This is a genomic window from Citrobacter sp. Marseille-Q6884 (assembly GCF_945906775.1).
Classification (GTDB): Bacteria; Pseudomonadota; Gammaproteobacteria; order Enterobacterales; family Enterobacteriaceae; genus Citrobacter.
In genome coordinates this window covers 745,838-767,311 of sequence record NZ_CAMDRE010000001.1, presented here as the reverse complement: position 1 = coordinate 767,311, position 21,474 = coordinate 745,838, and the positions used below count along the sequence as shown (strand labels likewise).

At 50.1% G+C, this 21,474-nt stretch carries 38 protein-coding genes; 37 read left to right on the top strand and 1 reads right to left on the bottom strand.

Features of this window, described 5'->3' with window-relative positions; all coding sequences use genetic code 11:
• Positions 1–213 precede the first annotated feature (213 nt).
• The 11 genes from fkpA to bfr all read left to right on the top strand — a co-directional run bounded on the left by fkpA (position 214) and on the right by bfr (position 8,419).
• The gene (gene fkpA / locus N7268_RS03740; protein WP_198907129.1) at positions 214–1,032 is read left to right on the top strand and encodes an FKBP-type peptidyl-prolyl cis-trans isomerase; all 819 of its coding nucleotides are present in this window, start codon (positions 214–216) and stop codon (positions 1,030–1,032) included.
• A 165-nt stretch (positions 1,033–1,197) separates the two neighbouring features.
• Positions 1,198–1,920, top strand: a complete 723-nt coding sequence (locus tag N7268_RS03735) for a transcriptional regulator (protein WP_198907130.1) — start codon at positions 1,198–1,200, stop codon at positions 1,918–1,920.
• A complete protein-coding gene (gene tusD / locus N7268_RS03730; protein WP_260861820.1) occupies positions 1,920–2,306 on the top strand; it encodes a sulfurtransferase complex subunit TusD in 387 nt (128 codons plus the stop codon). Before N7268_RS03735 ends, tusD begins: the two co-directional genes overlap by 1 nt.
• On the top strand, positions 2,306–2,665 hold the full coding sequence (tusC, locus tag N7268_RS03725; RefSeq protein WP_198907132.1) for a sulfurtransferase complex subunit TusC: 360 nt from the start codon (positions 2,306–2,308) through the stop codon (positions 2,663–2,665). The genes tusD and tusC overlap by 1 nt, the downstream gene beginning before the upstream one ends.
• 7 nt (positions 2,666–2,672) lie before the next feature.
• Complete coding sequence (tusB, locus tag N7268_RS03720; protein ID WP_260861819.1) at positions 2,673–2,960, top strand: sulfurtransferase complex subunit TusB; 288 nt, start codon at positions 2,673–2,675, stop codon at positions 2,958–2,960.
• 125 nt (positions 2,961–3,085) lie between these two features.
• Entirely contained in the window at positions 3,086–3,460 is a 375-nt protein-coding gene (gene rpsL / locus N7268_RS03715; RefSeq protein WP_003023654.1) for a 30S ribosomal protein S12, read from the top strand.
• Positions 3,461–3,555: 95 nt separating this feature from the next.
• A complete protein-coding gene (gene rpsG / locus N7268_RS03710; RefSeq protein ID WP_003023657.1) occupies positions 3,556–4,026 on the top strand; it encodes a 30S ribosomal protein S7 in 471 nt (156 codons plus the stop codon).
• 96 nt (positions 4,027–4,122) lie between these two features.
• Complete coding sequence (gene fusA / locus N7268_RS03705) at positions 4,123–6,237, top strand: elongation factor G (RefSeq protein ID WP_260861818.1); 2,115 nt, start codon at positions 4,123–4,125, stop codon at positions 6,235–6,237.
• A 69-nt stretch (positions 6,238–6,306) separates the two neighbouring features.
• Complete coding sequence (gene tuf, locus N7268_RS03700; RefSeq protein WP_260861817.1) at positions 6,307–7,491, top strand: elongation factor Tu; 1,185 nt, start codon at positions 6,307–6,309, stop codon at positions 7,489–7,491.
• Positions 7,492–7,676: 185 nt separating this feature from the next.
• Positions 7,677–7,871 (top strand): bacterioferritin-associated ferredoxin, encoded by a 195-nt coding sequence (gene bfd, locus N7268_RS03695; RefSeq protein ID WP_003031111.1) that lies wholly within the window; start codon positions 7,677–7,679, stop codon positions 7,869–7,871.
• Positions 7,872–7,942: 71 nt separating this feature from the next.
• Positions 7,943–8,419: a bacterioferritin gene (gene bfr, locus N7268_RS03690; protein WP_198907470.1), complete on the top strand. Its 477-nt coding sequence runs from the start codon at positions 7,943–7,945 to the stop codon at positions 8,417–8,419.
• Here bfr and N7268_RS03685 read toward each other — a convergent pair.
• A complete protein-coding gene (locus N7268_RS03685; protein WP_260861816.1) occupies positions 8,416–8,883 on the bottom strand; it encodes a prepilin peptidase in 468 nt (155 codons plus the stop codon). The two genes, bfr and N7268_RS03685, sit on opposite strands and share 4 nt — an antisense overlap.
• A 380-nt stretch (positions 8,884–9,263) precedes the next feature.
• On the opposite strand from N7268_RS03685, the gene rpsJ reads away from it, so the two are divergent.
• The 26 genes from rpsJ to rpsD all read left to right on the top strand — a co-directional run bounded on the left by rpsJ (position 9,264) and on the right by rpsD (position 21,474).
• Complete coding sequence (gene rpsJ / locus N7268_RS03680) at positions 9,264–9,575, top strand: 30S ribosomal protein S10 (protein WP_001181005.1); 312 nt, start codon at positions 9,264–9,266, stop codon at positions 9,573–9,575.
• Between the two features lie 32 nt (positions 9,576–9,607).
• Positions 9,608–10,237: a 50S ribosomal protein L3 gene (gene rplC, locus N7268_RS03675; RefSeq protein ID WP_003031117.1), complete on the top strand. Its 630-nt coding sequence runs from the start codon at positions 9,608–9,610 to the stop codon at positions 10,235–10,237.
• 10 nt (positions 10,238–10,247) lie between these two features.
• Positions 10,248–10,853, top strand: coding sequence for a 50S ribosomal protein L4 (gene rplD / locus N7268_RS03670; protein WP_003031119.1), 606 nt, complete (start codon positions 10,248–10,250; stop codon positions 10,851–10,853).
• On the top strand, positions 10,850–11,152 hold the full coding sequence (gene rplW, locus N7268_RS03665) for a 50S ribosomal protein L23 (protein WP_000617546.1): 303 nt from the start codon (positions 10,850–10,852) through the stop codon (positions 11,150–11,152). Before rplD ends, rplW begins: the two co-directional genes overlap by 4 nt.
• A gap of 17 nt (positions 11,153–11,169) precedes the next feature.
• Positions 11,170–11,991, top strand: a complete 822-nt coding sequence (gene rplB / locus N7268_RS03660) for a 50S ribosomal protein L2 (RefSeq protein WP_198907468.1) — start codon at positions 11,170–11,172, stop codon at positions 11,989–11,991.
• Positions 11,992–12,007: 16 nt separating this feature from the next.
• The gene (gene rpsS, locus N7268_RS03655; RefSeq protein WP_001138115.1) at positions 12,008–12,286 is read left to right on the top strand and encodes a 30S ribosomal protein S19; all 279 of its coding nucleotides are present in this window, start codon (positions 12,008–12,010) and stop codon (positions 12,284–12,286) included.
• Positions 12,287–12,300: 14 nt separating this feature from the next.
• Complete coding sequence (gene rplV, locus N7268_RS03650) at positions 12,301–12,633, top strand: 50S ribosomal protein L22 (protein ID WP_000448832.1); 333 nt, start codon at positions 12,301–12,303, stop codon at positions 12,631–12,633.
• Between the two features lie 17 nt (positions 12,634–12,650).
• Positions 12,651–13,352, top strand: a complete 702-nt coding sequence (gene rpsC, locus N7268_RS03645; protein ID WP_000529945.1) for a 30S ribosomal protein S3 — start codon at positions 12,651–12,653, stop codon at positions 13,350–13,352.
• Positions 13,353–13,364: 12 nt separating this feature from the next.
• Positions 13,365–13,775 (top strand): 50S ribosomal protein L16, encoded by a 411-nt coding sequence (rplP, locus tag N7268_RS03640; protein WP_000941208.1) that lies wholly within the window; start codon positions 13,365–13,367, stop codon positions 13,773–13,775.
• Complete coding sequence (gene rpmC / locus N7268_RS03635; protein WP_000644742.1) at positions 13,775–13,966, top strand: 50S ribosomal protein L29; 192 nt, start codon at positions 13,775–13,777, stop codon at positions 13,964–13,966. Before rplP ends, rpmC begins: the two co-directional genes overlap by 1 nt.
• The gene (rpsQ, locus tag N7268_RS03630) at positions 13,966–14,220 is read left to right on the top strand and encodes a 30S ribosomal protein S17 (protein ID WP_003031120.1); all 255 of its coding nucleotides are present in this window, start codon (positions 13,966–13,968) and stop codon (positions 14,218–14,220) included. The genes rpmC and rpsQ overlap by 1 nt, the downstream gene beginning before the upstream one ends.
• A 163-nt stretch (positions 14,221–14,383) precedes the next feature.
• Positions 14,384–14,755, top strand: a complete 372-nt coding sequence (gene rplN, locus N7268_RS03625; protein WP_000613954.1) for a 50S ribosomal protein L14 — start codon at positions 14,384–14,386, stop codon at positions 14,753–14,755.
• 10 nt (positions 14,756–14,765) lie between these two features.
• Entirely contained in the window at positions 14,766–15,080 is a 315-nt protein-coding gene (gene rplX / locus N7268_RS03620) for a 50S ribosomal protein L24 (protein ID WP_003031122.1), read from the top strand.
• Between the two features lie 14 nt (positions 15,081–15,094).
• A complete protein-coding gene (gene rplE / locus N7268_RS03615) occupies positions 15,095–15,634 on the top strand; it encodes a 50S ribosomal protein L5 (RefSeq protein WP_003031123.1) in 540 nt (179 codons plus the stop codon).
• A gap of 14 nt (positions 15,635–15,648) precedes the next feature.
• The gene (gene rpsN / locus N7268_RS03610; protein ID WP_003031125.1) at positions 15,649–15,954 is read left to right on the top strand and encodes a 30S ribosomal protein S14; all 306 of its coding nucleotides are present in this window, start codon (positions 15,649–15,651) and stop codon (positions 15,952–15,954) included.
• 30 nt (positions 15,955–15,984) lie between these two features.
• On the top strand, positions 15,985–16,377 hold the full coding sequence (gene rpsH, locus N7268_RS03605; RefSeq protein ID WP_123650840.1) for a 30S ribosomal protein S8: 393 nt from the start codon (positions 15,985–15,987) through the stop codon (positions 16,375–16,377).
• Between the two features lie 12 nt (positions 16,378–16,389).
• Positions 16,390–16,923 carry a 50S ribosomal protein L6 gene (gene rplF, locus N7268_RS03600; RefSeq protein ID WP_260861815.1) on the top strand — a complete coding sequence of 178 codons (534 nt, stop codon included), beginning with the start codon at positions 16,390–16,392 and terminating at the stop codon, positions 16,921–16,923.
• A gap of 9 nt (positions 16,924–16,932) precedes the next feature.
• On the top strand, positions 16,933–17,286 hold the full coding sequence (rplR, locus tag N7268_RS03595) for a 50S ribosomal protein L18 (RefSeq protein WP_000358956.1): 354 nt from the start codon (positions 16,933–16,935) through the stop codon (positions 17,284–17,286).
• A 14-nt stretch (positions 17,287–17,300) separates the two neighbouring features.
• A complete protein-coding gene (rpsE, locus tag N7268_RS03590) occupies positions 17,301–17,804 on the top strand; it encodes a 30S ribosomal protein S5 (RefSeq protein WP_003031131.1) in 504 nt (167 codons plus the stop codon).
• A 3-nt stretch (positions 17,805–17,807) separates the two neighbouring features.
• Entirely contained in the window at positions 17,808–17,987 is a 180-nt protein-coding gene (gene rpmD / locus N7268_RS03585; RefSeq protein WP_001140434.1) for a 50S ribosomal protein L30, read from the top strand.
• 3 nt (positions 17,988–17,990) lie between these two features.
• Positions 17,991–18,425, top strand: a complete 435-nt coding sequence (gene rplO / locus N7268_RS03580; RefSeq protein ID WP_198907466.1) for a 50S ribosomal protein L15 — start codon at positions 17,991–17,993, stop codon at positions 18,423–18,425.
• 7 nt (positions 18,426–18,432) lie between these two features.
• Positions 18,433–19,764: a preprotein translocase subunit SecY gene (gene secY / locus N7268_RS03575; RefSeq protein WP_001118864.1), complete on the top strand. Its 1,332-nt coding sequence runs from the start codon at positions 18,433–18,435 to the stop codon at positions 19,762–19,764.
• A 30-nt stretch (positions 19,765–19,794) separates the two neighbouring features.
• Positions 19,795–19,911 carry a 50S ribosomal protein L36 gene (gene rpmJ, locus N7268_RS03570; protein WP_000868187.1) on the top strand — a complete coding sequence of 39 codons (117 nt, stop codon included), beginning with the start codon at positions 19,795–19,797 and terminating at the stop codon, positions 19,909–19,911.
• Between the two features lie 146 nt (positions 19,912–20,057).
• A complete protein-coding gene (gene rpsM, locus N7268_RS03565) occupies positions 20,058–20,414 on the top strand; it encodes a 30S ribosomal protein S13 (RefSeq protein ID WP_003031135.1) in 357 nt (118 codons plus the stop codon).
• A 16-nt stretch (positions 20,415–20,430) separates the two neighbouring features.
• A complete protein-coding gene (rpsK, locus tag N7268_RS03560; RefSeq protein ID WP_260861814.1) occupies positions 20,431–20,820 on the top strand; it encodes a 30S ribosomal protein S11 in 390 nt (129 codons plus the stop codon).
• Between the two features lie 33 nt (positions 20,821–20,853).
• Positions 20,854–21,474 (top strand): 30S ribosomal protein S4, encoded by a 621-nt coding sequence (gene rpsD, locus N7268_RS03555; protein WP_003031138.1) that lies wholly within the window; start codon positions 20,854–20,856, stop codon positions 21,472–21,474.

The following is a 21,474-nucleotide window of genomic DNA, read 5'->3' as shown; positions in this document are numbered from 1 at the left end:
TTTCCGGCAGATCGCGGATTGTGGCGAATTCTACTCAACTTTGTCTGTTTGCACAGTACTCATTCCCCTGCAACGAAACTAATTTAAACAAAAAGAGTCTGAAAAGTGGCGATAATAGGGCGTGCCTGTATGTTGATTTGTTCTGCAACGCTTTATAGTACATTTTTATGTTAGATAACCCTGGGGTGAGATGCCCCGGCCCTGGAGAAATGGATGAAATCACTGTTTAAAGTAACGCTGCTGGCGACCACGATGGCCGTTGCTCTGCATGCCCCAATCACCTTCGCTGCTGATGCTGCGAAACCAGCCGCTACCGCTGACAGCAAAGCTGCATTCAAAAATGACGACCAGAAATCAGCTTACGCGCTGGGCGCGTCCCTGGGGCGTTACATGGAAAACTCTCTGAAAGAGCAGGAAAAACTGGGCATCAAACTGGATAAAGATCAGCTGATCGCGGGTGTTCAGGATGCATTTGCAGACAAGAGCAAATTGTCTGACCAGGAAATCGAACAAACTCTGCAGGCATTCGAAGCGCGCGTGAAGTCTTCCGCTCAGGCGAAAATGGAAAAAGACGCGGCTGATAATGAAGCCAAAGGTAAAGTGTATCGCGAGAAGTTTGCTAAAGAGAAAGGGGTTAAAACCTCTTCTACTGGCCTGGTCTACAAAGTAGAGAAAGAAGGTACCGGTGAAGCACCGAAAGACAGCGACACGGTTGTTGTAAACTACAAAGGTACGCTGATCGACGGTAAAGAGTTTGATAACTCCTACACCCGTGGTGAGCCGCTCTCTTTCCGTCTTGACGGTGTTATCCCTGGCTGGACTGAAGGTCTGAAGAACATCAAGAAAGGCGGTAAAATCCAGCTGGTCATTCCACCGGATCTGGCTTACGGCAAAACGGGCGTTCCGGGCATTCCGGCAAACTCCACACTGGTCTTTGATGTTGAACTGTTAGACATCAAACCAGCACCGAAAGCAGAGGCGAAGCCAGATGCAGCGCCTGCTGATAAAGCGGCGGATGCCAGCAAGAAATAAGGTTCGACAAACCGCCGCCCACAGGGCGGCGGTTTTTTTATTATCTACAGGATATAATTAATACTGGAAAGCGCCTCGTGCGCTGTATTACTTTAGATGCCCCAATAGTGATGAGCCTGCCCTGACAATATAACGACAGGCTCCTGAAAAGGAGTGCTTTTTTTCATGTCCAGGTCGCTTTTAACCAACGAAACCAGTGAACTTGATTTGCTGGATCAACGTCCATTCGATCAAACCGACTTCGATATCCTTAAATCCTACGAAGCGGTAGTGGACGGGTTAGCGATGCTCATTGGTTCCCATTGTGAAATCGTATTGCACTCTTTGCAGGATTTGAAATGCTCGGCCATTCGCATCGCCAACGGTGAACACACGGGCCGAAAAATCGGCTCTCCGATTACCGACCTTGCGTTGCGCATGCTGCATGATATGACGGGTGCGGATAGCAGCGTGTCGAAATGTTATTTTACACGTGCGAAAAGCGGTGTCTTGATGAAGTCGGTGACGATTGCTATTCGCAACCGTGAGCATCGCGTTATTGGTCTGCTGTGCATCAACATGAATCTTGATGTGCCTTTCTCGCAGATAATGAGCACCTTTATTCCACCGGAAACCCCGGAAGTGGGTTCTGCCGTGAATTTCGCGTCATCCGTGGAAGATCTGGTAACCCAGACGCTCGAGTTCACGATTGAAGAAGTGAATGCCGATCGCAACGTATCGAACAACGCGAAGAATCGTCAGATCGTCCTGAATCTGTATGAGAAAGGCATCTTCGATATCAAAGATGCGATAAACCAGGTTGCTGACCGTCTGAACATCTCCAAGCACACTGTCTACCTCTATATTCGCCAGTTCAAAAGCGGCGATTTCCAGGGGCAAGATAAGTAATGCGTTTTGCCATCATGGTGACCGGACCCGCTTACGGCACACAACAGGCGAGCAGCGCGCTGCAATTTGCTCACGCGTTGCTTGAGGAAGGGCATGAGTTAAGTCGCGTCTTTTTCTATCGCGAAGGCGTGTATAACGCGAACTTTCTGACATCGCCTGCCAGTGATGAATTTGATCTGGTGCGAGCCTGGCAACAGCTTAACCAGCAACACGGTGTGGAGCTGCATATCTGTGTGGCGGCGGCGTTGCGTCGTGGTGTTGTTGATGAGGTTGAAGCAAAGAGATTGGGGTTGGCATGTGCTAATTTACAATCAGGTTTTAGCCTCAGCGGGCTGGGTTCTTTGGCTGAGTCATCTCTGACTTGCGATCGCGTGGTGCAGTTTTAATGAAACGTGTTGCTTTTGTCTTTTCCACCGTGCCGCACGGAAGCACGTCTGGCCGCGAAGGACTCGATGCCTTACTTGCGACATCAGCGTTAACGGAAAACCTTGGCGTTTTCTTTATTGGTGATGGTGTCTTCCAGATCTTACAGGGGCAGCAACCTGATGTCGTCCTGGCCCGGGACTATATCGCGACCTTTAAGCTGTTTGGGTTGTACGATATAGAACAATGCTGGCTTTGCGCCGCCTCATTGCGCGAGCGCGGTCTGGAGCAGGGCGTCAATTTTGTGGTTGATGCGACGGTACTTGAACCCGAAGCGTTGCGCCGCGAGCTTGGCAACTATGACGTCATTTTGAGGTTTTGAGACTCTCATGCTGCATACCTTACATCGCTCTGCGTGGCTTACCGATTTCTCCTCCCTTCTTCGTTTTCTTGGCGAAGACGACGAGCTTTTATTACTCCAGGATGGCGTGACCGCCGCAGTAGAAGGGAGCCGCTTCCTTGAAAGTCTGCAAAACGCCTCCATTAAGGTCTATGTACTGGAAGAAGACATTAAAGCTCGCGGGTTAGATGGTCAAATTTCAGACAGTGTCGTCAGGGTTGGCTATACTGACTTCGTCAGACTTACGGTGAAGCATCCCAACCAGATGGCCTGGTAATTGTGGGATCGTTGTATATTTCTTGACACCTTTTCGACACCGACCTAAAATTCTGCGTCCTCATATTGTATGAGGTCGTTTTATTACGTGTTTACGAAGCAAAAGCTAAAACCAGGAGCTATTTAATGGCAACAGTTAACCAGCTGGTACGCAAACCACGTGCACGCAAAGTTGCAAAAAGCAACGTGCCTGCGCTGGAAGCATGCCCGCAGAAACGTGGCGTATGTACTCGTGTATATACTACCACTCCTAAAAAACCGAACTCCGCACTGCGTAAAGTTTGCCGTGTTCGTCTGACTAACGGTTTTGAAGTGACTTCCTACATCGGTGGTGAAGGTCACAACCTGCAGGAGCACTCCGTGATCCTGATCCGTGGCGGTCGTGTAAAAGACCTCCCGGGTGTTCGTTACCACACCGTTCGTGGTGCGCTTGACTGCTCCGGCGTTAAAGACCGTAAGCAATCACGCTCCAAGTATGGCGTGAAACGTCCTAAGGCTTAATGGTTCTCCGTTAAGTAAGGCCAAACGTTTTATATTAATGTCAAACTAAACTCTTAGAGTTTTGGACAATCCTGAATTAACAACGGAGTATTTCCATGCCACGTCGTCGCGTCATTGGTCAGCGTAAAATTCTGCCGGATCCGAAGTTCGGATCAGAACTGCTGGCTAAATTTGTAAATATCCTGATGGTAGATGGTAAAAAATCTACTGCCGAAACTATCGTATACAGCGCGCTGGAGACCCTGGCTCAGCGTTCTGGTAAAAACGAACTGGAAGCTTTCGAAGTAGCTCTCGAAAACGTGCGCCCGACTGTCGAAGTTAAGTCTCGCCGCGTTGGTGGTTCTACTTATCAGGTACCAGTTGAAGTCCGTCCGGTCCGTCGTAATGCTCTGGCAATGCGTTGGATCGTTGAAGCTGCTCGTAAACGCGGTGATAAATCCATGGCTCTGCGCCTGGCGAACGAACTTTCTGATGCTGCAGAAAACAAAGGTACTGCAGTTAAGAAACGTGAAGACGTTCACCGTATGGCAGAAGCCAACAAGGCGTTCGCACACTACCGTTGGTAATCCCTTCGGAGTTTTAGTCACCAGGCGGGCGCTTCTAGTAAGCAGCCCGCTTTGGGCTACTTAAATTGAACGCCTAAAAGATAAACGAGGAATCAAATGGCTCGTACAACACCCATCGCGCGCTACCGTAACATCGGTATCAGTGCGCACATCGACGCCGGTAAAACCACTACTACCGAACGTATTCTGTTCTACACCGGTGTAAACCACAAAATCGGTGAAGTTCATGACGGCGCAGCCACCATGGACTGGATGGAGCAGGAGCAGGAGCGTGGTATTACTATCACCTCCGCAGCGACTACTGCATTCTGGTCTGGTATGGCTAAGCAGTATGAACCGCATCGCGTAAACATCATCGACACCCCGGGGCACGTTGACTTCACTATCGAAGTAGAACGTTCCATGCGTGTGCTTGATGGTGCAGTAATGGTTTACTGCGCAGTTGGTGGTGTTCAGCCTCAGTCTGAAACCGTATGGCGTCAGGCAAACAAATATAAAGTTCCGCGTATTGCGTTCGTTAACAAAATGGACCGCATGGGTGCGAACTTCCTGAAAGTTGTTGGTCAGATCAAAACCCGTCTGGGCGCGAACCCTGTTCCGCTGCAGCTGGCAATTGGCGCTGAAGAAGCGTTCACCGGTGTTGTTGACCTGGTGAAAATGAAAGCCATCAACTGGAACGAAGAAGACGCAGGTGTAACCTTCACTTATGAAGATATCCCGGCTGACATGCAGGAACTGGCTGAAGAATGGCACCAGAACCTGATCGAGTCCGCTGCAGAAGCTTCAGAAGAGCTGATGGAGAAATACCTGGGTGGTGAAGAACTGACTGAAGAAGAGATCAAAAAAGCTCTGCGTCAGCGCGTTCTGAACAACGAAATCATCCTGGTAACCTGTGGTTCTGCGTTCAAGAACAAAGGTGTTCAGGCGATGCTGGATGCGGTAATTGATTACCTGCCATCCCCAATCGACGTACCTGCGATCAACGGTATCCTGGACGACGGTAAAGATACTCCGGCTGAGCGTCACGCTAGCGATGAAGAGCCGTTTGCTGCTCTGGCATTCAAAATCGCTACCGACCCGTTCGTGGGTAACCTGACCTTCTTCCGCGTGTATTCTGGTGTGGTTAACTCCGGTGACACCATCCTGAACTCCGTGAAAACTGCACGTGAACGTTTTGGCCGTATCGTACAGATGCACGCTAACAAACGTGAAGAGATCAAAGAAGTTCGCGCGGGCGATATCGCGGCTGCAATCGGTCTGAAAGACGTGACCACTGGTGACACCCTGTGTGACCCGGATCACCCGATCATTCTGGAACGTATGGAATTCCCTGAGCCGGTAATCTCCATCGCAGTTGAACCGAAAACCAAAGCTGACCAGGAAAAAATGGGTCTGGCTCTGGGCCGTCTGGCTAAAGAAGACCCGTCATTCCGCGTATGGACTGACGAAGAATCTAACCAGACCATTATCGCCGGTATGGGTGAGCTGCACCTCGACATCATCGTTGACCGTATGAAGCGTGAATTCAACGTTGAAGCGAACGTCGGTAAACCTCAGGTTGCTTACCGCGAAGCGATTCGCGCGAAAGTTACCGATATCGAAGGTAAACACGCTAAGCAGTCTGGTGGTCGCGGTCAGTACGGTCATGTTGTTATCGACATGTACCCGCTGGAGCCGGGTTCAAACCCGAAAGGCTACGAGTTCATCAACGACATCAAAGGTGGTGTAATTCCTGGCGAATACATCCCGGCCGTTGATAAAGGCATCCAGGAACAGCTGAAATCTGGCCCGCTGGCGGGTTACCCGGTTGTTGATCTGGGCGTGCGTCTGCACTTCGGTTCTTACCATGACGTTGACTCCTCTGAGCTGGCGTTTAAACTGGCCGCTTCTATCGCCTTCAAAGATGGCTTTAAGAAAGCGAAACCAGTTCTGCTTGAGCCTATCATGAAGGTTGAAGTAGAGACTCCGGAAGAGAACACCGGTGACGTTATCGGTGACTTGAGCCGCCGTCGTGGTATGCTTCGTGGTCAGGAATCCAACGTCACTGGCGTTGTTATTCACGCTGAAGTTCCGCTGTCTGAAATGTTCGGATATGCAACTCAACTGCGTTCTCTGACCAAAGGCCGTGCTTCTTACTCCATGGAGTTCCTGAAGTACGACGATGCGCCGAACAACGTTGCTCAGGCCGTTATTGAAGCCCGTGGTAAATAAGCCACAGGATTAAAACCTAAGTCCCGTGCTCTCTCCAAAGGGGAGAGCACTATAGTAAGGAATATAGCCGTGTCTAAAGAAAAATTTGAACGTACAAAACCGCACGTTAACGTCGGCACCATCGGCCACGTTGACCACGGTAAAACTACTCTGACCGCTGCAATCACCACCGTACTGGCTAAAACCTACGGCGGTGCTGCTCGTGCATTCGACCAGATCGATAACGCTCCGGAAGAAAAAGCTCGTGGTATCACCATCAACACTTCTCACGTTGAATATGACACCCCGACTCGCCACTACGCACACGTAGACTGCCCGGGCCACGCCGACTATGTTAAAAACATGATCACCGGTGCTGCGCAGATGGACGGCGCGATCCTGGTTGTTGCTGCGACTGACGGCCCGATGCCGCAGACTCGTGAGCACATCCTGCTGGGTCGTCAGGTAGGCGTTCCGTACATCATCGTGTTCCTGAACAAATGCGACATGGTTGATGACGAAGAGCTGCTGGAACTGGTAGAAATGGAAGTTCGTGAACTTCTGTCTCAGTACGATTTCCCGGGCGACGACACTCCGATCGTTCGTGGTTCTGCTCTGAAAGCGCTGGAAGGCGAAGCAGAGTGGGAAGAAAAAATCATCGAACTGGCTGGCTTCCTGGATTCTTACATCCCGGAACCAGAGCGTGCGATTGACAAGCCGTTCCTGCTGCCTATCGAAGACGTATTCTCCATCTCCGGTCGTGGTACCGTTGTTACCGGTCGTGTAGAGCGCGGTATCATCAAAGTTGGTGAAGAAGTTGAAATCGTTGGTATCAAAGAGACTGCTAAGTCTACCTGTACTGGCGTTGAAATGTTCCGCAAACTGCTGGACGAAGGCCGTGCTGGTGAGAACGTTGGTGTTCTGCTGCGTGGTATCAAACGTGAAGAAATCGAACGTGGTCAGGTACTGGCTAAGCCGGGCTCTATCAAGCCGCACACCAAGTTCGAATCTGAAGTGTACATTCTGTCCAAAGACGAAGGCGGCCGTCATACTCCGTTCTTCAAAGGCTACCGTCCGCAGTTCTACTTCCGTACTACTGACGTGACTGGTACCATCGAACTGCCGGAAGGCGTAGAGATGGTAATGCCGGGCGACAACATCAAAATGGTTGTTACCCTGATTCACCCGATCGCGATGGACGACGGTCTGCGTTTCGCAATCCGTGAAGGCGGCCGTACTGTAGGTGCGGGCGTTGTTGCTAAAGTAATGAGCTAATTATTTATTAATTAGCTTTGAGCTTAAAAAGGGCGCTTCGGCGCCCTTTTTGCTGCCTGCTATTTAATGACTGTAATATTTATTCGCATTTTTCGTTCGCTCAATCCGCATGCAAACATAATTGTGCTATTGTAATCATAACTATTCTCATTTACACTTTGCGCATAAATTGAACGGGAGCGATCATGTACGTTTGTTTGTGTAATGCGATAAGTGATAAAAAAATTCGTCAGGCTGTTCGCCAGTTTCACCCACAGTCTTTCCAGCAATTACGTAAATTTATTCCTGTGGGAAATCAATGCGGTAAATGCATCCGCGCGGCACGTGAAGTTATGCAGGATGAGCTAACACAAATGCCAGAATTTAAAGAGATCGCCTGAGTCACACTCTTTTTTTTGACATCCCTGTAGCCCCATCTACGCTCTAAGAGTGGAAGCGGAGGGACTATAAAATGAAAGGTGATGTTAAAATCATAAATTATCTCAATAAACTATTGGGAAATGAGCTTGTCGCAATCAACCAGTATTTTCTCCATGCCCGTATGTTTAAAAACTGGGGACTGACTCGTCTCAATGATGTTGAGTATCATGAATCTATCGATGAGATGAAACACGCCGATAAATATATTGAGCGTATTTTATTTTTAGAAGGGCTGCCAAACTTACAGGATCTGGGTAAGTTGGGGATAGGCGAAGATGTTGAAGAGATGCTGCAGTCCGATCTTCGACTTGAGCTTGAAGGTGCGAAAGATTTACGCGAAGCCATTGCCTATGCCGATAGCGTTCATGACTATGTTAGCCGGGACATGATGATCGAGATCCTGACCGACGAAGAAGGGCATATCGACTGGCTCGAAACAGAGCTGGACCTGATATCTAAACTTGGATTGCAAAATTATCTGCAATCGCAAATTAAAGTCAGTGACTAATCGCCCTGCATCAAACGTATCCAGCCAATAACAAAACCCGCAGCCGCCAGATATGGTCCAAAAGGCAGCGGGTTTTTTAGTCCCTTTTTCCCATGCTTAATCCAGGCCATTCCCGCCATACAACAGGCAAAACTGGCAGCCAGGAACACCAGTAGCGGTAATGATTCCCAACGATGCCATGCGCCCAGTGCGGCGAGAAATTTTACATCTCCATAACCCAGCCCTTCCTGTCGGTATACCAGCCGGTAGCTCCAGTAGATCAGAGAAAATACGCCATACCCCACGATGGCTCCCCAAAGTGCATCGGACAACAGTGCAGGTCGGCAAAACAGATGATAAATAAGGCCGCTCCAGAGAAGAGGGCAGGTAAACTTGTTGGGCAATAACCCGGTGCGTAAATCTCGGACCCAAAGCAACCCGCACAAAGTGGTATAGATAATCAGGAAGGGAAGGGTGGCGTACATGTATGCGTCCTTTGCGGTAAAGGGATCACCCTCAAGCAAAAGTGGGCGTCACTCAAGACCAGGAACGCGATAACGGTGACCTCCTTCCAGAAAAATTACGGCACTCTAAAACGGCTGCATATAGAGTGGAACCGTGCTCGCATCAGCCGCCTGAGTGATTAATATCTACGCGGCGCTTGCGTATGGCTGAGATTTACGTATAATGCGCGGGCTTGTCTAATATTGACAGCGGCTCAATATGAGCCACCGGTACTGCGAAAGCGATACCAGACAATGTTCCCAATCGGGGAACTCTGTAAGAACGGTTACACTCTCCCATCAATCGTAATGGGTTTGAGGAGTAACTATTTCGTCTATAAAATAATTGGAGCTCTGGTCTCATGCAGAACCAAAGAATCCGTATCCGTTTGAAAGCGTTTGATCATCGTCTGATCGATCAATCAACCGCGGAAATCGTCGAGACTGCCAAGCGCACTGGTGCGCAGGTTCGTGGTCCGATCCCGCTGCCGACCCGCAAAGAGCGCTTTACCGTTCTGATCTCTCCGCACGTTAACAAAGACGCGCGTGATCAGTACGAAATTCGCACTCACAAGCGTCTGGTTGACATCGTTGAGCCAACTGAAAAAACCGTTGATGCTCTGATGCGTCTGGACCTGGCTGCCGGTGTAGACGTGCAGATCAGCCTGGGTTAATCAGGTCATCGAGCGATTGAGAGGTTGATACAATGATTGGTTTAGTCGGTAAAAAAGTGGGTATGACCCGCATCTTCACTGAAGATGGCGTATCTATCCCAGTAACCGTTATCGAAGTTGAAGCAAACCGCGTTACTCAGGTTAAAGATCTGGCTAACGATGGCTATCGCGCTGTTCAGGTTACCACTGGTGCTAAAAAAGCTAACCGTGTAACTAAGCCGGAAGCTGGTCACTTTGCTAAAGCTGGCGTAGAAGCTGGCCGCGGCCTGTGGGAGTTCCGTCTGGCAGATGGTGAAGAATACACCGTTGGTCAGAACATTAGCGTTGAACTGTTTGCTGACGTTAAAAAAGTTGACGTAACCGGTACCTCTAAAGGTAAAGGTTTCGCTGGTACCGTTAAGCGCTGGAACTTCCGTACCCAGGACGCTACTCACGGTAACTCCTTGTCTCACCGCGTTCCGGGTTCTATCGGTCAGAACCAGACTCCGGGCAAAGTGTTCAAAGGCAAGAAAATGGCAGGTCAGCTGGGCAACGAACGTGTAACTGTTCAGAGCCTGGACGTAGTACGTGTTGACGCTGAGCGCAACCTGCTGCTGGTTAAAGGTGGTGTTCCGGGTGCGACCGGTTGCGACCTGATCGTTAAACCAGCTGTGAAGGCGTAAGGGGATAGCAATGGAATTAGTATTGAAAGACGCGCAGAGCGCGCTGACTGTTTCCGAAACTACCTTCGGTCGTGATTTCAACGAAGCGCTGGTTCACCAGGTTGTTGTTGCTTATGCAGCTGGTGCTCGTCAGGGTACTCGTGCTCAGAAGACTCGTGCTGAAGTAACTGGTTCAGGCAAAAAGCCGTGGCGCCAGAAAGGTACCGGCCGTGCGCGTTCAGGTTCTATCAAGAGCCCGATCTGGCGTTCAGGTGGCGTGACCTTCGCTGCTCGCCCGCAGGACCACAGTCAAAAAGTTAACAAAAAGATGTACCGCGGCGCGCTGAAAAGCATTCTGTCCGAACTGGTACGTCAGGATCGTCTGATCGTTGTCGAATCATTCTCTGTAGAAGCGCCTAAAACTAAGCTGCTGGCACAGAAACTGAAAGACATGGCTCTGGAAGATGTGCTGATCATCACCGGTGAGCTGGACGAGAACCTGTTCCTGGCTGCGCGCAACCTGCACAAGGTTGACGTACGCGATGCAACTGGTATCGACCCGGTTAGCCTGATCGCCTTCGACAAAGTCGTAATGACTGCTGATGCTGTTAAGCAAGTTGAGGAGATGCTGGCATGATTCGTGAAGAACGTCTGCTGAAGGTGCTGCGTGCACCGCACGTTTCTGAAAAAGCGTCTACTGCGATGGAAAAAACCAATACCATCGTTCTCAAAGTTGCTAAAGACGCGACCAAAGCAGAAATCAAAGCTGCTGTGCAGAAACTGTTTGAAGTCGAAGTCGAAGTCGTTAACACCCTGGTAGTTAAAGGGAAAGTTAAACGTCACGGACAGCGTATCGGTCGTCGTAGCGACTGGAAAAAAGCTTACGTCACCCTGAAGGAAGGCCAGAATCTGGACTTCGTCGGCGGCGCTGAGTAAGTCGGAGGAGTAATACAATGGCAGTTGTTAAATGTAAACCGACATCTCCGGGTCGTCGCCATGTTGTTAAAGTGGTCAACCCAGAGCTGCACAAGGGCAAACCTTTTGCTCCGCTGATTGAAAAAAACAGCAAATCCGGTGGTCGTAACAACAATGGCCGTATCACCACTCGTCACATCGGTGGTGGTCACAAGCAGGCATATCGTATTGTTGACTTCAAACGCAACAAAGATGGTATTCCGGCAATTGTTGAACGTCTTGAGTACGATCCGAACCGTTCCGCGAACATCGCGCTGGTTCTGTACAAAGACGGTGAGCGCCGTTACATCCTGGCCCCTAAAGGCCTGAAAGCTGGCGACCAGATTCAGTCTGGCGTTGATGCTGCAATCAAAGCAGGTAACACCCTGCCGATGCGCAATATCCCGGTTGGTTCTACCGTTCATAACGTAGAAATGAAACCAGGTAAAGGCGGTCAGCTGGCTCGTTCCGCTGGTACTTACGTTCAGATCGTTGCGCGTGATGGTGCTTATGTCACCCTGCGTCTGCGTTCTGGTGAAATGCGTAAAGTCGAAGCAGACTGCCGTGCAACTCTGGGCGAAGTTGGCAATGCTGAGCATATGCTGCGCGTTCTGGGTAAAGCAGGTGCTGCACGCTGGCGTGGTGTTCGTCCTACCGTTCGCGGTACTGCGATGAACCCAGTCGATCACCCACATGGTGGTGGTGAAGGTCGTAACTTTGGTAAGCACCCGGTAACTCCGTGGGGCGTTCAGACCAAAGGTAAGAAGACCCGCAGCAACAAGCGTACTGATAAATTCATCGTACGTCGCCGTAGCAAATAATTTTAGAGGATAAGCCATGCCACGTTCTCTCAAGAAAGGTCCTTTTATTGACCTGCACTTGCTGAAGAAGGTAGAGAAAGCGGTGGAAAGCGGAGACAAGAAGCCCCTGCGCACTTGGTCCCGTCGTTCAACGATCTTTCCTAACATGATCGGTTTGACCATCGCTGTCCATAATGGTCGTCAGCACGTTCCGGTATTTGTTTCCGACGAAATGGTCGGTCACAAACTGGGTGAATTCGCACCGACTCGTACTTATCGCGGCCACGCTGCTGATAAAAAAGCGAAGAAGAAATAAGGTAGGAGGAAGAGATGGAAACTTTAGCTCAACATCGCCATGCTCGTTCTTCTGCTCAGAAGGTTCGCCTTGTTGCAGACCTGATTCGCGGTAAGAAAGTGTCGCAGGCTCTGGATATTCTGACCTACACCAATAAGAAAGCGGCTGTACTGGTTAAGAAAGTCCTGGAATCTGCCATTGCTAACGCTGAACACAACGATGGCGCTGACATTGACGATCTGAAAGTTACGAAAATTTTCGTAGACGAAGGCCCGAGCATGAAGCGCATTATGCCGCGTGCAAAAGGTCGTGCAGATCGCATCCTGAAGCGCACCAGCCACATTACTGTGGTTGTGTCCGATCGCTGAGACTCTGGAGACTAGCAATGGGTCAGAAAGTACATCCTAATGGTATTCGCCTGGGTATTGTAAAACCATGGAACTCAACCTGGTTTGCGAACACCAAAGAATTCGCTGACAACCTGGACAGCGATTTTAAAGTACGTCAGTACCTGACTAAGGAACTGGCGAAAGCGTCTGTATCTCGTATCGTTATCGAGCGTCCGGCTAAGAGCATCCGTGTGACCATTCACACTGCTCGCCCGGGTATCGTTATCGGTAAGAAAGGCGAAGACGTAGAAAAACTGCGCAAAGTCGTAGCGGATATTGCTGGCGTTCCTGCTCAGATCAATATCGCCGAAGTGCGTAAGCCTGAACTGGACGCAAAACTGGTTGCTGACAGCATCACTTCTCAGCTGGAACGTCGTGTTATGTTCCGTCGTGCTATGAAGCGTGCTGTACAGAACGCAATGCGTCTGGGCGCTAAAGGTATTAAAGTTGAAGTTAGCGGCCGTCTGGGCGGCGCGGAAATCGCACGTACCGAATGGTACCGTGAAGGTCGCGTTCCTCTGCACACTCTGCGTGCTGACATCGACTACAACACCTCTGAAGCGCACACCACTTACGGTGTAATCGGCGTTAAGGTATGGATCTTCAAAGGCGAGATCCTGGGTGGTATGGCTGCTGTTGAACAACCGGAAAAACCGGCTGCTCAACCTAAAAAGCAGCAGCGTAAAGGCCGTAAATAAGGAGCGTCGCTGATGTTACAACCAAAGCGTACAAAATTCCGTAAAATGCACAAAGGCCGTAACCGCGGTCTGGCTGCTGGCGCGGATGTTAGCTTCGGCAGCTTCGGTCTGAAAGCTGTTGGCCGTGGTCGTCTGACTGCCCGTCAGATCGAAGCAGCACGTCGTGCTATGACCCGTGCAGTTAAGCGTCAAGGTAAGATCTGGATCCGTGTATTCCCGGACAAACCGATCACTGAAAAGCCGCTGGCAGTGCGTATGGGTAAAGGTAAAGGTAACGTGGAGTATTGGGTTGCCTTGATTCAGCCGGGTAAAGTCCTTTATGAAATGGACGGCGTACCGGAAGAGCTGGCCCGTGAAGCATTCAAGCTGGCAGCAGCGAAACTGCCGATTAAAACCACCTTTGTAACTAAGACGGTGATGTAATGAAAGCAAAAGAGCTGCGTGAGAAGAGTGTTGAAGAGCTGAACACCGAGCTGCTGAACCTGCTGCGTGAGCAGTTCAACCTGCGTATGCAGGCTGCAAGTGGCCAGCTGCAACAGTCTCACCTGTTGAAGCAAGTGCGTCGTGATGTCGCACGCGTTAAGACTTTACTGACTGAGAAGGCGGGTGCGTAATGACCGATAAAATCCGTACTCTGCAAGGTCGCGTTGTTAGCGACAAAATGGAGAAATCCATTGTTGTTGCTATCGAACGTTTTGTGAAACACCCGATCTACGGTAAATTCATTAAGCGTACGACCAAACTGCACGTACATGACGAGAACAACGAATGCGGTACTGGTGACGTGGTTGAAATCCGCGAATGCCGTCCGCTGTCCAAGACTAAGTCCTGGACGCTGGTTCGCGTTGTAGAGAAAGCTGTTCTGTAATACAGTACGCATTCTCAACGAATAAACGGCTCAGCGATGAGCCGTTTATTTTTTCTACCCATATCGTTGAAGCGGTGTTATAATGCCGCGCCCCCGATATGGGGCTTTTTTAACGACCTGATTTTCGGGTCTCAGTAGTAGTTGACATTAGCGGAGCACTAAAATGATCCAAGAACAGACTATGCTGAACGTCGCCGACAACTCCGGTGCACGTCGCGTAATGTGTATCAAGGTTCTGGGTGGCTCGCACCGTCGCTACGCAGGCGTAGGCGACATCATCAAGATCACCATCAAAGAAGCAATTCCGCGTGGTAAGGTCAAAAAAGGTGATGTGCTGAAGGCGGTAGTGGTGCGCACCAAGAAGGGTGTTCGTCGCCCGGACGGTTCTGTCATTCGCTTCGATGGTAATGCATGCGTTATTTTAAACAATAACAGCGAGCAACCTATCGGTACGCGTATTTTTGGGCCGGTAACTCGTGAACTTCGTAACGAGAAGTTCATGAAAATTATCTCTCTGGCACCAGAAGTACTCTAAGGAGCGAATCATGGCAGCGAAGATCCGTCGTGATGACGAAGTTATCGTGTTAACCGGTAAAGATAAAGGTAAACGCGGTAAAGTTAAGAATGTCCTGTCTTCCGGCAAGGTCATTGTTGAAGGTATCAACCTGGTTAAGAAACATCAGAAGCCGGTTCCGGCCCTGAACCAACCAGGCGGCATCGTAGAGAAAGAAGCAGCTATTCAGATCTCTAACCTTGCTATCTTCAACGCGGCAACCGGCAAGGCTGACCGTGTAGGCTTTAGATTCGAAGACGGCAAAAAAGTCCGTTTCTTCAAATCTAACAGCGAAACTATCAAGTAATTTGGAGTAGTACGATGGCGAAACTGCATGATTACTACAAAGACGAAGTAGTCGCTAAACTCATGACTGAGTTTAACTACAATTCTGTCATGCAAGTCCCTCGGGTCGAGAAGATCACCCTGAACATGGGTGTTGGTGAAGCGATCGCTGACAAGAAACTGCTGGATAACGCAGCAGCTGATCTGACAGCAATCTCCGGTCAAAAACCGCTGATCACCAAAGCACGCAAATCAGTTGCAGGCTTCAAAATCCGTCAGGGCTATCCGATCGGCTGTAAAGTAACTCTGCGTGGCGAACGCATGTGGGAGTTCTTTGAGCGTCTGATCACTATTGCTGTTCCACGTATCCGTGACTTCCGTGGCTTGTCCGCTAAGTCTTTCGACGGTCGTGGTAACTACAGCATGGGTGTCCGTGAGCAGATCATCTTCCCAGAAATCGACTACGATAAAGTCGACCGCGTGCGTGGTTTGGATATTACCATTACCACTACTGCGAAATCTGATGAAGAAGGCCGTGCTCTGCTGGCTGCCTTTGACTTCCCGTTCCGCAAGTAAGGTAGGGTTACTGAATGGCTAAGCAATCAATGAAAGCACGCGAAGTAAAGCGCGTAGCTTTAGCTGATAAGTACTTCGCAAAACGCGCTGAACTGAAAGCTATCATCTCTGATGTGAACGCGACCGACGAAGATCGTTGGAACGCAGTTCTGAAGCTGCAGTCTCTGCCGCGTGATTCCAGCCCGTCCCGTCAGCGTAACCGCTGCCGTCAAACAGGTCGTCCGCATGGCTATGTGGGCAAGTTCGGGTTGAGCCGTATCAAACTGCGTGAAGCCGCCATGCGCGGTGAAGTACCAGGCTTGAAAAAGGCTAGCTGGTAATTACCAATTGAATCACGGGAGTAAAGACAGATGAGCATGCAAGATCCGATCGCGGATATGCTGACCCGTATCCGTAACGGTCAGACCGCGAATAAAGCTGCGGTCACCATGCCTTCCTCCAAGCTGAAAGTGGCAATTGCCAACGTGCTGAAGGAAGAAGGTTTTATTGAAGATTTTAAAGTTGAAGGCGACACCAAGCCGGAACTGGAACTTACTCTTAAGTATTTCCAGGGTAAAGCTGTTGTAGAAAGCATTCAGCGTGTCAGTCGCCCAGGTCTGCGCATTTATAAGCGTAAAGACGAGCTGCCGAAAGTTATGGCTGGCATGGGTATCGCAGTTGTTTCTACCTCTAAAGGTGTTATGACTGATCGTGCAGCGCGCCAGGCTGGTCTTGGTGGCGAAATTATCTGCTACGTAGCCTAATCGGAGGAAAAAATGTCTCGTGTTGCTAAAGCACCGGTCGTTATTCCTGCCGGCGTTGATGTAAAAATCAACGGTCAGGTTATTACGATCAAAGGTAAAAACGGCGAGCTGACTCGTACTCTCAACGATGCTGTTGCAGTTAATCATGCAGATAATGCACTGACCTTCGGTCCGCGTGATGGTTACGCAGATGGATGGGCTCAGGCTGGTACCGCGCGTGCCCTGCTGAACTCAATGGTTGTCGGTGTTACCGAAGGCTTCACTAAGAAGCTGCAGCTGGTTGGTGTAGGTTATCGTGCAGCGGTCAAAGGGAATGTAGTAAACCTGGCTTTAGGTTTCTCTCATCCAGTTGATCATGAGCTGCCGGCAGGTATTACTGCAGAATGTCCGACTCAGACTGAAATCGTGCTGAAAGGCGCTGATAAACAGCTGATCGGTCAGGTTGCAGCAGATCTGCGCGCCTACCGTCGTCCTGAGCCTTACAAAGGCAAGGGTGTTCGTTACGCCGACGAAGTCGTGCGTACCAAAGAGGCTAAGAAGAAGTAAGGTAACACTATGGATAAGAAATCTGCTCGTATCCGTCGTGCGACCCGCGCACGCCGCAAGCTCAAAGAGCTGGGCGCAACTCGCCTGGTGGTACATCGTACCCCGCGTCATATTTACGCACAGGTAATTGCACCGAACGGTTCTGAAGTTCTGGTAGCTGCTTCTACTGTAGAAAAAGCTATCGCTGAACAACTGAAGTACACCGGTAACAAAGACGCTGCAGCAGCTGTGGGTAAAGCTGTCGCCGAACGCGCTCTGGAAAAAGGCATCAAAGATGTGTCCTTTGACCGTTCCGGGTTCCAATATCATGGTCGTGTCCAGGCACTGGCAGATGCTGCCCGTGAAGCTGGCCTTCAGTTCTAAGGTAGAGGTGTAAGATGGCTCACATCGAAAAACAAGCTGGCGAACTGCAGGAAAAGCTGATCGCGGTAAACCGCGTATCTAAAACCGTAAAAGGTGGTCGTATTTTCTCCTTCACAGCTCTGACTGTAGTTGGCGATGGTAACGGTCGCGTTGGTTTTGGTTACGGTAAAGCGCGTGAAGTTCCAGCAGCGATCCAGAAAGCGATGGAAAAAGCCCGTCGCAATATGATTAACGTCGCGCTGAACCACGGCACCCTGCAGCACCCGGTTAAGGGTACTCACACGGGTTCTCGTGTATTCATGCAGCCGGCTTCCGAAGGTACCGGTATCATCGCCGGTGGTGCAATGCGCGCCGTTCTGGAAGTCGCTGGAGTTCGTAACGTTCTGGCTAAAGCGTATGGTTCCACCAACCCGATTAACGTGGTTCGTGCAACTATCGATGGTCTGGAAAATATGAAATCTCCGGAAATGGTCGCTGCCAAGCGTGGTAAATCCGTTGAAGAAATTCTGGGGAAATAAACCATGGCAAAGACTATTAAAATTACTCAAACCCGCAGTGCAATCGGTCGTCTGCCGAAACACAAGGCAACGCTGCTTGGCCTGGGTCTGCGTCGTATTGGTCACACCGTAGAGCGCGAGGATACTCCTGCTGTTCGTGGTATGGTCAACGCGGTTTCCTTCATGGTTAAAGTTGAGGAGTAAGAGATGCGTTTAAATACTCTGTCTCCGGCCGAAGGCTCCAAAAAGGCGGGTAAACGCCTGGGTCGTGGTATCGGTTCTGGCCTCGGTAAAACCGGTGGTCGTGGTCACAAAGGTCAGAAGTCTCGTTCTGGCGGTGGCGTACGTCGCGGTTTCGAAGGTGGTCAGATGCCTCTGTACCGTCGTCTGCCGAAATTCGGCTTCACTTCACGTAAATCAGCGATCACAGCCGAAGTTCGTCTGTCTGACCTGGCTAAAGTTGAAGGCGGTATTGTAGACCTGAATACGCTGAAAGCAGCTAACATTATCGGTATCCAGATCGAGTTCGCGAAAGTGATCCTGGCTGGTGAAGTCACTACTCCGGTAACTGTTCGTGGCCTGCGTGTTACTAAAGGCGCTCGTGCTGCTATCGAAGCTGCTGGCGGTAAAATCGAGGAATAAGTAGCAGATGGCTAAACAACCGGGATTAGATTTTCAAAGTGCCAAAGGTGGCTTAGGCGAGCTGAAACGCAGACTGCTGTTTGTAATCGGCGCGCTGATTGTGTTCCGTATTGGCTCTTTCATTCCGATCCCTGGTATTGATGCCGCTGTACTTGCCAAACTGCTTGAGCAACAGCGAGGCACCATCATTGAAATGTTTAACATGTTCTCTGGTGGTGCTCTCAGCCGTGCTTCTATCTTTGCTCTGGGGATCATGCCGTATATTTCGGCGTCGATCATAATCCAGCTGCTGACGGTGGTTCATCCAACGTTGGCCGAAATTAAGAAAGAAGGGGAGTCTGGTCGTCGTAAGATCAGCCAGTACACCCGCTACGGTACTCTGGTGCTGGCGATATTCCAGTCGATCGGTATTGCTACCGGTTTGCCGAATATGCCTGGTATGCAGGGCCTGGTGATGAACCCAGGCTTTGCATTCTATTTCACCGCTGTTGTAAGTCTGGTTACAGGGACTATGTTCCTGATGTGGTTGGGCGAACAGATTACTGAACGTGGTATCGGCAACGGTATCTCAATCATTATCTTCGCCGGTATCGTCGCGGGACTCCCGCCAGCCATTGCCCATACTATCGAGCAAGCGCGTCAAGGCGACCTGCACTTCCTCGTGTTGCTGTTGGTTGCAGTATTAGTATTTGCAGTGACGTTCTTTGTTGTATTTGTTGAGCGTGGTCAACGCCGCATTGTGGTAAACTACGCGAAACGTCAGCAGGGTCGTCGTGTCTATGCTGCACAGAGCACACATTTACCGCTGAAAGTGAATATGGCGGGGGTAATCCCGGCAATCTTCGCTTCCAGTATTATTCTGTTCCCGGCGACCATCGCGTCATGGTTCGGGGGCGGGACTGGTTGGAACTGGCTGACAACAATTTCGCTGTATTTGCAGCCTGGGCAACCGCTTTATGTGTTACTCTATGCGTCTGCAATCATCTTCTTCTGTTTCTTCTACACGGCGTTGGTTTTCAACCCGCGTGAAACAGCAGATAACCTGAAGAAGTCCGGTGCATTTGTACCAGGAATTCGTCCGGGAGAGCAAACGGCGAAGTATATCGATAAAGTAATGACCCGCCTGACCTTGGTTGGTGCGCTGTATATTACCTTTATCTGCCTGATCCCGGAGTTCATGCGTGATGCAATGAAAGTACCGTTCTACTTCGGTGGGACCTCACTGCTTATCGTTGTTGTCGTGATTATGGACTTTATGGCTCAAGTGCAAACTCTGATGATGTCAAGTCAGTACGAGTCTGCATTGAAGAAGGCGAACCTGAAAGGCTACGGTCGTTAACGGTCGCCCGAGAAGTTACGGAGAGTAAAAATGAAAGTTCGTGCTTCCGTCAAGAAATTATGCCGTAACTGCAAAATCGTTAAGCGTGATGGTGTCATCCGTGTGATTTGCAGTGCCGAGCCGAAGCATAAACAGCGCCAAGGCTGATTTATTCGCATATTTTTCTTGCAAAGTTGGGTTGAGCTGGCTAGATTAGCCAGCCAATCTTTTGTATGTCTGTGCGTTTCCATTTGAGTATCCTGAAAGCGGGCTTTTCAGCATGGTGCGTACATATTAAATAGTAGGAGTGCATAGTGGCCCGTATAGCAGGCATTAACATTCCTGATCAGAAACATGCTGTGATCGCATTAACTTCGATCTACGGCGTCGGCAAGACCCGTTCTAAAGCCATTCTGGCTGCAGCGGGTATCGCTGAAGATGTTAAGATCAGTGAGCTGTCTGAAGAACAAATCGACACGCTGCGTGACGAAGTTGCCAAATTTGTCGTTGAAGGTGATCTGCGCCGTGAAGTTAGCATGAGCATCAAGCGCCTTATGGACCTTGGTTGCTATCGCGGTTTGCGTCATCGTCGTGGTCTCCCGGTTCGCGGTCAGCGTACCAAGACCAACGCACGTACCCGTAAGGGTCCGCGCAAACCGATCAAGAAATAATCGGGGTGATTGAATAATGGCAAAGGCACCAATTCGTGCACGTAAACGTGTAAGAAAACAAGTCTCTGACGGCGTGGCTCATATCCATGCTTCTTTTAACAACACCATCGTTACCATTACTGATCGTCAGGGTAACGCACTGGGTTGGGCAACAGCCGGTGGTTCCGGTTTCCGTGGTTCTCGCAAATCCACTCCGTTTGCAGCTCAGGTTGCAGCAGAGCGTTGCGCTGACGCCGTAAAAGAATACGGTATCAAGAATCTGGAAGTTATGGTCAAAGGTCCGGGTCCAGGTCGCGAATCTACTGTTCGTGCTCTGAACGCCGCTGGTTTCCGCATCACTAATATTACTGATGTGACTCCGATCCCTCATAACGGTTGTCGTCCGCCGAAAAAACGTCGCGTATAACGCTACGTTTTCCAGGTTAGTTGGAGAAAGAAAATGGCAAGATATTTGGGTCCTAAGCTCAAGCTGAGCCGTCGTGAGGGCACTGACTTATTCCTTAAGTCTGGCGTTCGCGCGATCGATACCAAGTGTAAAATTGAACAAGCTCCTGGCCAGCACGGTGCGCGTAAACCGCGTCTGTCTGACTATGGTGTGCAGTTGCGTGAAAAGCAAAAAGTTCGCCGTATCTACGGTGTGCTGGAGCGTCAGTTCCGTAACTACTACAAAGAAGCAGCACGTCTGAAAGGCAACACCGGTGAAAACCTGTTGGGTCTGCTGGAAGGTCGTCTGGACAACGTTGTATACCGTATGGGCTTCGGTGCCACTCGTGCAGAAGCACGTCAGCTGGTCAGCCATAAAGCAATTATGGTAAACGGTCGTGTTGTTAACATCGCTTCTTATCAGGTTAGTCCGAATGACGTTGTTAGCATTCGTGAGAAAGCGAAGAAGCAGTCTCGCGTGAAAGCCGCTCTGGAGCTGGCTGAGCAGCGTGAAAAGCCAACCTGGCTGGAAGTTGATGCTGGCAAGATGGAAGGCACGTTCAAGCGTAAGCCGGAGCGTTCTGATCTGTCTGCGGACATTAACGAACACCTGATCGTCGAGCTTTACTCCAAGTAA